The organism is Gammaproteobacteria bacterium (genome assembly GCA_021648145.1).
Lineage (GTDB): Bacteria > Pseudomonadota > Gammaproteobacteria > JAADGQ01 > JAADGQ01 > S141-38.
Genome location: JAKITI010000008.1, coordinates 82,627 through 96,023, shown reverse-complemented (window position 1 = coordinate 96,023; position 13,397 = coordinate 82,627). Strand labels below are relative to the sequence as shown.

The window sequence follows — 13,397 nt, the reverse complement described above, 5'->3', positions numbered from 1 at the left end:
AGAATTAAACCATGAAATACCTAACGGACGATTTACGTATCGTAGCACTCAAAGAGTTACTCGCTCCAGAAGACGTGCACCAAAAACATCCTATTACAGAGTCAGCTGCAAAATTAATCCTGGATACCAGACAACAAGAACATAACATTCTGACAGGAAAAGATGACCGCTTAATCGTGATCGTCGGGCCATGCTCTATTCATGACCCCGAAGCGGCTCTTGAGTATGCGACTCGCTTGAAAAAAGTAAGTGAAACATTGAAAGATGACCTGCTCATCATCATGCGTGTCTACTTCGAAAAGCCACGCACACGTGTCGGTTGGAAAGGGCTGATCAATGACCCTGAGCTGGATGGCAGCTTTCATATCAACAAAGGCTTGAATTTAGCTCGCAAGCTATTACTGGATCTCAACGAAATAGGGGTTCCTGCCGCGACAGAATACCTAGATCTCATCAGCCCTCAATATATCGCCGACCTCATCAGCTGGGGGGCAATCGGTGCTCGCACGACAGAAAGCCAAGCACATCGTGAACTTGCTTCCGGCCTATCTTGCCCTGTGGGATTTAAAAATGGTACTGATGGCAATCTAAATATTGCTGTTGATGCTATCTGCTCAGCATCACAACCCCATAACTTTCTTTCCGTTACCAAGGCAGGGTGCTCTGCAATCTTTGCCACCACAGGTAATGACGATTGTCATATCATTCTACGCGGTGGAAACAGCGCTCCAAATTACGATACCGAATCAGTCAACCTCGCAAGCCAGACTTTGAAGAATGCAGGATTACGTGAAAATATCATGATTGATCTCAGTCATGCCAATAGCAACAAGCAGCCTGAAAAACAGACTCAGGTTGGAAATCATGTTGCAAAGCAGATTGCCGATGGGGACCCTCGGATTATAGGTGTCATGATCGAAAGCCATCTGATTGGAGGGCGACAAAATATTGTCGATGGCAAAGCTCCAACCTATGGACAAAGCATTACTGATGGCTGTTTAAGCTGGGATAACTCCGTTCCATTACTAAAAAAACTAGCCGCTTCAGTACAGCAACGACGCAAAAAATAATTTTCAAAAAATCAACTGAAAATGCGCTATAATGTAGGGCTTTTTTCTGGGCATGAAGAGATGTTTCTTCATGCCCAGAAAGATACTACACATTTAAATCTTAACCGGAGAGATTGCCATGGCGGCGAATGCTAAAAGAAGATCTGTAATGACCCTCTATTCGGGCGCAAACTGTCCGTTAAGTCACCGCACTCGAATTGTGCTTTCTGAAAAAAATGTAACTGCCGAAATTATTATGGTGGAAAAAAATAATCTTCCGGAAGATTTAATTGACCTGAATCCATATAATACGCTACCGACATTAGTTGATCGTGACCTCGCACTATTTAACTCCAAAATCATTATGGAGTATCTCGATGAACGCTACCCACACCCACCATTAATGCCGGTGGAACCCGTTTTACGCGCTCGCACTCGGCTGATGTTATATCGCATTGACCGTGATTGGTATAGCCAGCTACCGGATATCTTAGGTAAAGATGACAAAAAGGCCGCAAAAGCACGCAAAGTCATTCGTGATGGTCTAACGGTTATTGCACCTATTTTTGAACAAAAAGACTATTTTATTAGCGATGAGTTTTCGCTTCTAGACTGCAGTGTTGCACCACTATTATGGCGCCTGCCTTATTATAATATTCAGCTAACCGCTGCTGCAAAACCTGTTTTGAAATATGCTGAACGCCTATTTGAACGTGAATCATTCCAGATCAGTTTAACTGAAGCCGAACGCGAATTAAGAGACTGAACAACTCGTGCAAAAACATAACAACCCAACCATGACACCTATTCGTCCGTACTTGTTACGCACAATTTATGACTGGATCGTAGACAATAATTGCACACCTTACATTTTAGTTGATACCAACCAGAGTGGGGTTATAGTTCCTGAGCAATATATTGAAAATAATCAAATCACATTAAACTTAAGCCCTGGTTCGATACGAGGCTTATCTTTTGACAATGACTGGGTGATGTTCAATGCTCGCTTTTCAGGAGCCGCTTGGGATATTGAAGTTCCCATGAACGCTGTGAATGCCATTTATGCACAAGAAAATGGCCAAGGCATGGTTTTTGACAAAAACCAGGAAGAAGCTCCACAACCACCCGCTCAAAAAAGCCTTAAGACAAAAAAACCTTCAAAACCTTCTTTAAAGATTGTTAAATAACAGCAATTAGGAGTAAAAAATATGACAATGGATGATCGTGACGGTATCATCTGGTTCGATGGTGAGCTGGTTCCTTGGCGCGAAGCTAAAGTCCATGTATTAACCCATACGCTGCATTATGGCATGGGTGTTTTTGAAGGCATTCGAGCTTATAAAACTGATAAAGGCCCAGCAATATTTCGCCTGCATGAGCATACCGACCGCCTGTTTCGCTCAGCTCATATTATGGAAATGGCCATACCTTTCGACAAAGAGACCATCAACGAAGCCACGATGACTGCCGTACGTGAAAACAATCTGGAAAGCGGCTATATTCGCCCTATGTGCTTTTACGGTGCAGAAAGCATGGGAATACGTGCCAGCAACTTGAAAGTACATGTGATTATTGCTGCCTGGCTGTGGGGTTCTTATATGGGCGTTGAGAACCTTAAAAATGGCATCAAAGTTCAAACATCTTCTTACACACGTCACCACGTTAATATTTCCATGTGCAAAGCCAAAGCCAATGGACATTACATTAACTCAATGCTGGCACTCCACGAAGCACTGCGCCACGGCTGTGATGAAGCCATGCTACTGGACAATGAAGGTTATGTCGCTGAAGGCAGTGGTGAAAATATTTTTATTATTCGCGATGGTGTCATCTACACTCCTGATCTGACCTCAGCGCTGGACGGTATTACTCGCCACACAATATTCCAGCTAGCAGATGACTTAGGCATTGAGGTCAAAGAAAAGCGCATTACGCGTGATGAAGTTTATATTGCTGATGAAGCTTTTTTTACAGGCACCGCCGCAGAAGTTACGCCGATACGAGAAGTCGATGGGCGCTCCATTGGCTCAGGTACGCGCGGCCCCATCACTGAACAACTACAAAGTAACTATTTTGATTTAGTACATGGTCGTAGTAAAACTCACTCTGAGTGGCTTACACTGGTTTAACCTAGAAGCGAGACTTAAATAACCTCCGAAATTGACATAAAGACAAAGCAACTTCAGAGGTTAAAAAATTTACGACCCTAAGCTCTTAAAAATACTACTCAACCGTCACTGATTTAGCCAAATTACGTGGTTGATCAACATCCGTGCCTTTCAAAATTGCTGCGTGGTACGCAAGCAATTGTAATGGTATTGAATAGATAATCGGTGCAATTGCATCTTCAGTTGAATCAACATGTAAAACACGTACATTTTCAGACTCCTTCATACCCGAAGACTCATCCGCAAATACAAATAACTCTCCACCTCGCGCACTCACTTCCTGCAGATTGGATTTAAGCTTTTCCAGCAACTCATCATTCGGTGCAACCGCAATTACGGGCATATCATCATCAACGAGCGCTAATGGGCCATGCTTTAACTCGCCCGCAGGATAAGCTTCAGCATGAATATAAGAGATCTCTTTAAGCTTTAACGCTCCTTCCATGGCAACAGGGTATTGAGCTCCACGCCCTAAAAAGAGTGCGTGATGTTTATCTGCAAAAAATTCAGCCCAAGCCTTTACCGCACTATTTAACTCCAGCGCCCGCTCAGCTTTAGCGGGCAGACTTTGAAGCTGCTTAACAAGTTTTGACTCTGTTTGTTCTGACATCCCATGACGTCGACCCAAAACAACCACCACCAACATTAATGCAGCCAACTGTGTTGTAAACGCTTTTGTTGAAGCCACACCAATTTCAGGGCCTGCACGCGTCATCAAAGACAAGTCCGAGGCTCTAACCAATGAACTTTCAGGCACATTGCAAATAGCTAAGGAGTAACCAAAACCTCGTTTTTTTGCTTCTCCAAGCGCAGCTAATGTATCTGCTGTTTCACCTGATTGAGAAATAGAAATAATTAATGAATTACGGCGAACAACGGGATTTCGATAACGAAATTCACTGGCCACTTCCACACTGCACGGAACACCTGCAATGGATTCCAACCAGTAGCGTGCAATTAAGCCCGCATGATAACTGGTGCCACACGCAATAATATGCACCCCTTTAACCTGATCAAATATCTCAGCGGCACCCTGGCCAAAAGCACTGTCTAAAACTTTTTGGCTGGTCATTCTACCTTCTAAAGTTTCTGCCAATGCACGTGGCTGTTCAAAAATTTCTTTCAGCATATAATGACGATATTGGCCTTTGCTTGTCGCATCAACAGTCAATTCGCTTTCATTGATTGGCCGTTCAATAACTTTGCCGTGTTCATCAAAAATCGTCAGAGATTCCCGTGTCAGGTCAGCAATATCGCCATCTTCAAGAAAAATAAAACGCTGCGTCACTGGCAGCAATGCGGCAACATCAGATGCAATAAAATACTCTCCAATGCCCACGCCAATGACAAGTGGACTGCCACGTCGTGCTGCAATTAATCTCTGAGGCTCTGATTTACAAATAACACCTAGAGCATACGCACCTTCAAGGTCTTTTACTGTTTGTTGAACAGCATCCAGAAGATCATTGCTTTTTTCAAAGTGCTCAAAAATCTGGTGAACAACGACTTCAGTATCTGTTTCAGACGTAAATTCAAAACCTTTTTCTATTTGCTCAGAGCGAAGCAGTTCATGGTTTTCAATAATACCATTGTGCACAATTGCAATATTTTTCCTGCAAACATGAGGGTGTGAATTTTTTTCGCTAGGCTTACCGTGGGTTGCCCAGCGTGTATGAGCAATCCCCACATGCCCAGATATCGAATCTGACTCCATAATGGATTCAAGCTCACTCACTTTGCCTTTAGCCCTGAGACGCTTTAGGCCACCCTGATCCTCCAAAACTGCAATGCCTGCAGAATCATAGCCCCGATATTCAAGTCGCCTTAAACCTTCAATAAGAATAGGAACAACGTCCCGCTCTGCTACTGCACCAATAATGCCACACATACTATTTATACCTTTTTATTACTATTTATTCTTTGTTGGACGTTGCCAATCTGATCGCGTTGTCTGTTTTGTTCGACTCAAGGTCAGTTCATTGGCTCCTACATTTTTGGTAATGGTTGAACCCGCACCGACCGTTGCACCTTCTCCAATCGTAACAGGAGCCACCAACTGTGAAGCAGAACCGATAAAAACATGATCTTCTATCACCGTATGGTGCTTATTGGCCCCATCATAATTACAAGTAATAGTACCCGCACCAATATTGACATTTTTGCCAATGGTTGAGTCGCCCACATAGCTCAAATGATTAACTTTCGAACCCGCGCCAACAACTGCTTTTTTAATTTCAACAAAATTTCCTATTTTAGTATTTTCGGCCAAACGTGTTTCAGGTCGAAGTCTCGCAAACGGACCTATATGACTGCAATCACCAATAATACTGTTTTCAATGGTACAGTTAGATAATACTTGAACACCTGAGCCGATTTGACTGTCTTTAATGACTGTATTGGGTCCAATATAGGTATCGTCACCAATCGAAACATCGCCTTCAAAAATGACATTAACATCAATCACTACATCCCGACCAATAGTCGCCTTTCCACGCAAATCAAAACGTGAAGGGTCATACAGTGTCACTCCTTGAGTCAGTAGTAATTGAGCCTGCTGCTGCTGTTTGTAACGTTCAAGCATTGCCAGTTGTGATTTATTATTCACACCGCAAATTTCCATGGGTGACTCTGGGTTCACTGCATTAATGTTGATACCATCTTTTACAGCCATTGCAATAATATCTGTTAAGTAATATTCGTCCTGGCTATTTTTATTGTCTAATACTGGCAACCACTTCTTCAGTAAATCAGCCGCAACAACAAGCATTCCAGTATTAATTTCATTGACACTTTTTTCTGCCTCAGATGCATCTTTTTCTTCAACAATACAGCTTACAGCTCCAGACTTATCACGAATAATACGGCCATAGCCAGCCGGATTGTCCAAGTAGGCGGTTAATAGCCCCAAACTTCGATTATGTGCGGCATCAACTAATGATTTTAGAGTATCAAGCTGTGTGAGAGGCACATCACCATACAGCACAAGAACTATGTTTTCCGAAGGGATAGTTGGTAGCGCTTGTGCAACGGCATGGCCAGTACCTAACTGCGCAGATTGTTCTACCCAATTGATTTCATAAGATTTCAGCCTATCTTTGACAACTTCACCCCCATGCCCATATACAACATGAACATCCACATCACCTAATTTTCTTGCCGTATCTACTACATGCCTTAACAAAGGCTTACCCGCAAGAGAATGCAGTACTTTGGGAAGTGCTGAACGCATTCGAGTTCCTTGGCCAGCAGCAAGAATAACCACACTTAACTTCATTGATATAAACCTTTATTATTCCACAACGTTGTTATTATCAGGAGTTAAACTATAAACCTTTAAGACACTTTAGATTGCTTTTCTGAAATAAAAAAGGCCGTATGAAAACGGCCCTTGGAATCTTTCAAAGTGTATTTTTGAAAATACCGAATCTAAAAATACAACTTTAACGCCTTCCTGCTTTACGCAATTTATCTAACAACTGCAACTGTGCAACTGCTTGAGCCAGCTCAGCTTCAGCATGTGCCAAATCAACTTCAGAGCCTCTATTTTTCAAAGCTTCTTCCGCTTGTTGTTTTGCCTCATTTGCTGCTGCTTCATCAATATCTTTAGCTCTCACAGCAGTATCCGATAAAACCGTGACAACGTGGGGTTGCACTTCAAGCATACCGCCCGAAACATAAATTGAATCTTCACCCTCAGAAGTTTTAATAACAACTTCACCGGGTTTTAGCTTTGCCAATAATGGAGTATGACGAGGTAAAATACCTAAATCTCCCATTTCACTTGGCGCAAATATCATTTCAGCAGTACCAGAGTATATTTCACCTTCAGCACTTACAATATCAACATGCATTGTCATGGCCATCATTATCCTCCTGCTATATACAGAGCTATCACCTGCTTAAAGAAACCCAAATGACAGCCCCAGAACCTTTAAGATTGATTACTTAGAATCCATCTTATTAGCTTTTTCTACGGCTTCATCAATACTGCCGACCATATAGAACGCTTGCTCCGGCAAATGGTCATATTCACCCGCAACGATTGCTTTGAAACCAGTAATAGTATCTTTCAATGATACATATTTACCTGGTGAACCTGTAAATACTTCAGCAACGAAGAAAGGTTGTGACAAGAAGCGTTGAATTTTACGAGCACGCGCTACAGACAGTTTATCTTCTTCTGAAAGCTCATCCATACCTAAAATAGCAATGATATCTTTCAGCTCTTTATAACGTTGCAATGTCCCCTGAACCGAACGAGCCACATCATAATGCTCTTGTCCAATAACCAATGGATCAAGCTGACGGCTTGTAGAATCCAGAGGGTCAATCGCAGGATAGATACCCAACTCTGCAATTTGACGTGACAATACAACCGTTGCATCCAAATGAGCAAATGTTGTTGCCGGCGACGGATCAGTCAAATCATCTGCAGGAACATAAACGGCTTGAATTGATGTAATCGAACCCGTTTTAGTTGAAGTGATACGTTCCTGAAGAACGCCCATCTCTTCCGCTAGAGTCGGCTGGTAACCTACCGCTGATGGCATACGACCCAACAGTGCTGATACTTCTGTTCCTGCCAAGGTATAACGATAAATATTGTCAACGAATAACAGTACGTCACGGCCTTCATCACGGAAGAATTCTGCCATTGTCAAGCCACTTAGAGCAACTCGCAATCTATTTCCGGGAGGCTCATTCATTTGACCATACACCAGCGCAACTTTATCAATTACGTTGCTGTCTGTCATTTCATGATAGAAGTCATTACCCTCACGAGTACGCTCACCAACACCCGCGAATACAGAAAAACCGCTATGCTCAATGGCGATGTTGCGAATCAGCTCCATCATATTAACGGTTTTACCTACACCCGCACCACCAAACAATCCGACTTTACCGCCTTTAGCAAAAGGGCATATCAAGTCAATAACTTTGATGCCTGTTTCAAGCAGTTCAGAGCTTGCTGCCAGTTCATCATAGGCAGGAGCCTTACGATGAATTGCCCATCGCTCCTCTTCACCGATGTCGCCTTTATCATCAATAGGATCGCCCAGCACATCCATGATACGACCCAAAGTTTTCTGACCCACTGGCACAGAAATCGGCGCACCTGAATTAGACACGGATAGTTCACGACGTAAACCATCACTTGAACCCATAGCAATGGTTCGAACAACACCATCACCTAACTGCTGCTGAACTTCCAAAACCAAACTGGTCTCTTCAACTTTCAACGCATCATATATCTTCGGCATAGCGTCACGCGGAAACTCTACGTCAACTACTGCGCCGATGATTTGTGAAATTTTTCCTGAACTCATTTATCCAGTTCCCCTTAAAATTGTGAAGTGACAAGTTTGACTTTTAAAGTGCTTTGTTTTCACCACTTGTGCAACCAAAATACCACTTGCAAACATCAATTAAACTGCTGCTGCACCCGCAACGATCTCTGATATCTCTTGAGTAATTGCCGCCTGACGCGCTTTATTGTAAACCAATTCAAGATCGTCAATAACACTACCCGCATTATCAGAAGCACTTTTCATTGAAACCATTCGAGCCGCCTGCTCACAAGCAATGTTTTCAACAAGGCCTTGATAAACGAGTGACTCAATATAACGAGTCATCAAAGCATCCAGGACATCTTTAGCCTCAGGCTCATAAAGATAATCCCAATGGTGCTCAAGCTCCTTTTCATCACTCGCCACGATTGGTAGTAATTGCTGAACCTTTGGTGTTTGAGTCATTGTATTAACAAACTCATTATTCACCACATAAAGCCGATCAATTTCGCCTTTATCATAAGCATCCAGCATCACCTTAACATTACCAATGATGTCATTCACAGAAGGCGTATCACCTAACTGTGTAATCTGAGCTTGAATATCTGCAAAGCGTTTAAAGAATGACAGTGCTTTTGAACCAATAATAGAATAAATGGCTTCAACACCTTTTTCTTTCCACTCTTTTGCAGAATTAATCGTAGCCCTGAAAAGGTTCGGGTTTAACCCGCCACATAAGCCCCGGTCGGATGAAATCACAATATAGCCCACTCGTTTGACCTCATCATGTGAGGTCAAATAAGGGTGGTTATATTCAGGATGTGCATGTGCAAGGTGACCAATTACGTTACGAATTTTTTCTGCATAAGGCCTTGAAGCAGTCATTCGCTCCTGAGCTTTCCGCATTTTACTCGCCGCGACCATCTCCATGGCACGCGTTATTTTTTGAGTATTTTTTACACTCTTGATTTGAGTGCGGATCTCTTTTCCAACGGCCATAACGAGTCCCCTTTACCAGACCTGATTTGCTTTAAAGCTCTCAAGTGCAGTCTTCAAACCCTTTGCAATTTCATCATTAAAATCACCCGTATCGTTGATACGTTTCATTAAATCAGTATGCTCAGATCCCATAAAAGAAAGCAATGCACCTTCGAAAGAACCCACTTTTTCAAGCTCTACATCATCAAGAAAACCTTCATTCGCAGCAAATAGAGAAACCGCCTGCTGTGCAACACTCAAAGGAGAGTATTGAGCCTGTTTCATCAATTCAGTCACGCGTTGACCGCGCTCCAACTGCTTACGTGTTGTTTCATCCAGATCAGATGCAAATTGAGCGAATGCGGCCAATTCACGATATTGAGCTAAATCAAGACGTACACCACCACCAAGCTTTTTAATAATCTTGGTTTGTGCTGCACCACCCACACGAGAAACTGAAAGACCTGCATTAATCGCTGGTCTTATACCAGAGTTAAACAGATCAGTTTCAAGGAAGATTTGACCATCAGTAATAGATATTACGTTCGTTGGTACAAATGCAGATACATCTCCGCCTTGGGTTTCGATAATAGGCAGCGCAGTTAAAGAGCCTGTCTTGCCTTTAACTTTCCCGCCAGTGATTGCTTCAACATGCTCAGCATTAATGCGCGCCGCACGCTCAAGCAAACGAGAATGAAGGTAAAATACATCACCAGGATAAGCTTCACGACCAGGTGGACGGCGAAGTAACAAAGAGACTTGACGATATGCCCAAGCTTGCTTGGTTAAATCATCATATACAATCAGCGCATCTTCGCCACGGTCACGGAAGTATTCTCCCATTGTGCAACCTGAATAAGGTGCAATATATTGCATTGCAGCAGATTCTGACGCAGCAGCTGATACAATAATTGTATGCTCTAATGCACCATGCTCTTCCAACTTGCGTACCACAGCGGCAATAGAAGATGCTTTTTGACCAATCGCAACATAGATACATTTAATACCTGTGCCTTTTTGATTGATAATTGCATCGATAGCAACTGCTGTTTTACCCGTTTGACGATCACCAATGATTAACTCACGCTGACCACGCCCAACTGGAATCATCGCATCAACAGCCTTCAGACCTGTTTGCACAGGCTGATCGACTGATTTACGACTAATAACACCAGGCGCAACCTTTTCAATAGGCGAAGTTCCAGACGCTTCAACAGGCCCTTTACCATCAATCGGGTTACCCAAAGCATCGACTACACGCCCTAATAGCGCTTCACCAACAGGAACTTCAAGAATACGTCCAGTACACTTTACAGTGTCACCTTCAGATATGTGCAGATAAGAACCTAAAACAACAGCTCCTACAGAATCACGCTCCAAGTTCAAAGCCATACCGTATGTATCGCCAGGAAATTCGATCATTTCCCCTTGCATTACATCTGCCAGCCCGTGGACACGAACAATACCGTCAGCCACACTGACAACAGTTCCTTCCGTACGAGCTTCGGTTACAGCTTCAAAATTTTTAATGCGCTTTTTAATTAAATTGCTTATTTCGGAAGCACTCAATTGCATTTTGCTTTTCCCCATACGGCCATCAACGTGACAATGCGCTAGCTAGCTTTTGCAGTTGTCCAGTTGCAGACCCATCAATAACTAAATCACCCGCGCGAATAATTGCCCCACCCAATAGACTTTCATCTATGGAACAAGTCAAACTCACTTCACGCCCCAGCCGCGCCTTTAAGGCCTCTGCAATTTTTATCTGCAGCGCATTGGTTACTTTAAATGCTGAAATAACTTCAGCCTCTATTGTTCCCTCAGCTTCAGCTCGATAAGATTCATAAAGTGTTACAATCTCTGGTAAAAATGATAATCGATTATTATCAATCAGTAGACGAATCAAGTTTTCTACCGGCTTACCAAGATTTTTTCCGCAAACACCCAGGAATAGCTTTCCCAACTGATCCTTTGACAAGCGAGGGTTAGAAACCACAGCTTGCATTTCAGGATTGACGGCTACAGAAGCTGCCAATTCCAAACCATTAGACCAACCGGAATAGTCTTTTTGACTTTTAGCCATTTCAAATACAGCCTGAGCATACGGCCTTGCGATTGTGCTTTTCTCAGCCATTACTCAACACTCATTATATTTGCTTAATCAAATCTTTCATCAATTTATCGTGAGATTTGTTATCAATCTCACGACCAAGAACCTTTGATGCACCTGCGACAGCAATTTCTGCGACCTGGCCGCGTAATTGCTCTCTCGCACGACTGACTTCCTGATCAATCTCAGACTGAGCTGACGCTTTTATACGATCACCTTCAACCTGTGCTTTTTCTTTAGATTCTTCAACGACAATTGATGCACGCTTTTCAGCTTGAGCTAACACTTCAGCTGCTTGAGTCTTTGCTTCTTTCAAAGTCTCTTTAGCATGCTTCTCTGCCAACTCTTGCTCATGCTTACCCTTTTCAGCCGCTGCCAGACCATCCGCAATACGCTTCTGACGATCTTCCAGCATGGCATTCACCGGGGTCCACAAATACTTATTGACAAACCATATCAATAAGATAAACGCAATCATTTGAAAGATAAGAGTTACGGTAATATTCATTTCGTTCCTCCTCGCCCAAACTGGCTCAGACTAGTCAATATGACCTAGCCTATTGCCATAATGGCAGCTTCCAAAGCACCAACGAACGGGTTGGCGAACAAGAACCACATAGCGAACGCTAAAATGATGAAAGGAAAAGATTCCATCAAACCAGCAAAGATGAACATATTCGTCATTAAAGCAGGGCGCATTTCTGGCTGACGAGCAATGCCTTCCAGAGTTTTCGCACAAATCAGACCCCAGCCAATAGCTGAACCCATACCTGCTGCTGCCAAAATCACACCTACACCCACTGCGGTGTAAGCATAGATCATCGATAACATGTCGGCTGTCATTATTTATTTCCTCCAAAATTAAACATAAAAACAACGATAATAAAACTTCCTAAAACACCAGTTTTATAAACTAATGATCTTCAACGTGAGCCATTCCCAGGTAGACAATCGTCAATACCATAAATATAAATGCCTGCAACGTAATAACTAGTAAGTGGAAAATCAACCATCCTAAATCGAGAAGTACCTGCAACCCACCCCAAAACATACCGCCCAACAGGCCTGCGGTTACAAACATGGTTCCACCAATTAATGCAATCAACAAAAAGACAAGCTCACCCGCAAATAGATTCCCAAAAAGACGTAAACCGAGACTAAGTGGCTTAGCAATCTCTTCAATAATCGACATCACAATATTAACTGGCACGAAAAACTTACCAAACGGATGGAATAAAAACATTTTAAGATAGCCTACAGGGCCTTTTATTTTGATGTTGTAATAGACAATCAGTGCAAACACAACCAAAGCCATCGCAAATGTCGCACTTAAATCTGTAGTTGGCACCGCCTTCAAATATTCAATACCAAATATTGAGTTCGCCAGCACTGGCAACAGATCAACAGGAATTAAATCCATAGCATTCATCAACCATACCCAAACGAATATAGTCAAGGCAAGCGGTGCAATCAATGGATTATGACCAGGAAATGTATCTCTAACCTGCTGAGCAACAAAGTCAACAATCGTCTCTACAAAATTTTGAAAGCCGCTGGGTGTATCAGAGACTAAACTCCGTCCCAAGCGCCATGAAACCACCATAATCAGCGCCGCAAGCGCATAACTAAAAAAGATCGTATCCAGATGCAACGCCCAAAAACCTGTTGCTTTATGTGTTATCGGATCACACTGCCCTGCACACAGGTTAGTTAAATGATGCTGTATATACTGGACGGTACCACCACCAGAAGCTGCTTCAGCCAATGCTTTGTCCCCCGAGTCCCTAATTATCTAGACTAAAAT

At 42.8% G+C, this 13,397-nt stretch carries 14 protein-coding genes; 4 read left to right on the top strand and 10 right to left on the bottom strand.

Features of this window, described 5'->3' with window-relative positions; genetic code table 11:
* Positions 1-11 precede the first annotated feature (11 nt).
* The 4 genes from L3J70_06915 (at position 12) to L3J70_06900 (ending at position 3,178) form a co-directional block, all read left to right on the top strand.
* A complete protein-coding gene (locus L3J70_06915; protein ID MCF6236089.1) occupies positions 12-1,070 on the top strand; it encodes a 3-deoxy-7-phosphoheptulonate synthase in 1,059 nt (352 codons plus the stop codon).
* Positions 1,071-1,188: 118 nt separating this feature from the next.
* Positions 1,189-1,815: a glutathione S-transferase N-terminal domain-containing protein gene (locus tag L3J70_06910; GenBank protein MCF6236088.1), complete on the top strand. Its 627-nt coding sequence runs from the start codon at positions 1,189-1,191 to the stop codon at positions 1,813-1,815.
* 7 nt (positions 1,816-1,822) lie between these two features.
* Entirely contained in the window at positions 1,823-2,236 is a 414-nt protein-coding gene (locus L3J70_06905; GenBank protein ID MCF6236087.1) for a ClpXP protease specificity-enhancing factor, read from the top strand.
* Between the two features lie 21 nt (positions 2,237-2,257).
* Positions 2,258-3,178 carry a branched-chain amino acid transaminase gene (locus L3J70_06900; protein MCF6236086.1) on the top strand — a complete coding sequence of 307 codons (921 nt, stop codon included), beginning with the start codon at positions 2,258-2,260 and terminating at the stop codon, positions 3,176-3,178.
* A 94-nt stretch (positions 3,179-3,272) separates the two neighbouring features.
* On the opposite strand, the gene glmS is transcribed toward L3J70_06900, so the two are convergent.
* The 10 genes from glmS to atpB all read right to left on the bottom strand — a co-directional run bounded on the left by glmS (position 3,273) and on the right by atpB (position 13,358).
* A complete protein-coding gene (gene glmS, locus L3J70_06895; GenBank protein MCF6236085.1) occupies positions 3,273-5,105 on the bottom strand; it encodes a glutamine--fructose-6-phosphate transaminase (isomerizing) in 1,833 nt (610 codons plus the stop codon).
* 21 nt (positions 5,106-5,126) lie between these two features.
* A complete protein-coding gene (gene glmU, locus L3J70_06890; GenBank protein ID MCF6236084.1) occupies positions 5,127-6,491 on the bottom strand; it encodes a bifunctional UDP-N-acetylglucosamine diphosphorylase/glucosamine-1-phosphate N-acetyltransferase GlmU in 1,365 nt (454 codons plus the stop codon).
* A 166-nt stretch (positions 6,492-6,657) separates the two neighbouring features.
* A complete protein-coding gene (locus tag L3J70_06885; protein ID MCF6236083.1) occupies positions 6,658-7,080 on the bottom strand; it encodes a F0F1 ATP synthase subunit epsilon in 423 nt (140 codons plus the stop codon).
* Between the two features lie 78 nt (positions 7,081-7,158).
* Positions 7,159-8,544: a F0F1 ATP synthase subunit beta gene (atpD, locus tag L3J70_06880; protein ID MCF6236082.1), complete on the bottom strand. Its 1,386-nt coding sequence runs from the start codon at positions 8,542-8,544 to the stop codon at positions 7,159-7,161.
* Between the two features lie 99 nt (positions 8,545-8,643).
* Positions 8,644-9,504: a F0F1 ATP synthase subunit gamma gene (gene atpG, locus L3J70_06875; GenBank protein MCF6236081.1), complete on the bottom strand. Its 861-nt coding sequence runs from the start codon at positions 9,502-9,504 to the stop codon at positions 8,644-8,646.
* A gap of 12 nt (positions 9,505-9,516) precedes the next feature.
* Positions 9,517-11,058, bottom strand: a complete 1,542-nt coding sequence (gene atpA, locus L3J70_06870; GenBank protein ID MCF6236080.1) for a F0F1 ATP synthase subunit alpha — start codon at positions 11,056-11,058, stop codon at positions 9,517-9,519.
* A gap of 22 nt (positions 11,059-11,080) precedes the next feature.
* Positions 11,081-11,617, bottom strand: coding sequence for a F0F1 ATP synthase subunit delta (locus L3J70_06865; protein MCF6236079.1), 537 nt, complete (start codon positions 11,615-11,617; stop codon positions 11,081-11,083).
* A 13-nt stretch (positions 11,618-11,630) separates the two neighbouring features.
* Positions 11,631-12,101, bottom strand: coding sequence for a F0F1 ATP synthase subunit B (locus L3J70_06860; protein ID MCF6236078.1), 471 nt, complete (start codon positions 12,099-12,101; stop codon positions 11,631-11,633).
* A 44-nt stretch (positions 12,102-12,145) separates the two neighbouring features.
* Positions 12,146-12,436 carry a F0F1 ATP synthase subunit C gene (atpE, locus tag L3J70_06855; GenBank protein MCF6236077.1) on the bottom strand — a complete coding sequence of 97 codons (291 nt, stop codon included), beginning with the start codon at positions 12,434-12,436 and terminating at the stop codon, positions 12,146-12,148.
* 70 nt (positions 12,437-12,506) lie between these two features.
* On the bottom strand, positions 12,507-13,358 hold the full coding sequence (gene atpB / locus L3J70_06850) for a F0F1 ATP synthase subunit A (GenBank protein MCF6236076.1): 852 nt from the start codon (positions 13,356-13,358) through the stop codon (positions 12,507-12,509).
* Between the last annotated feature and the right edge of the window lie 39 nt (positions 13,359-13,397).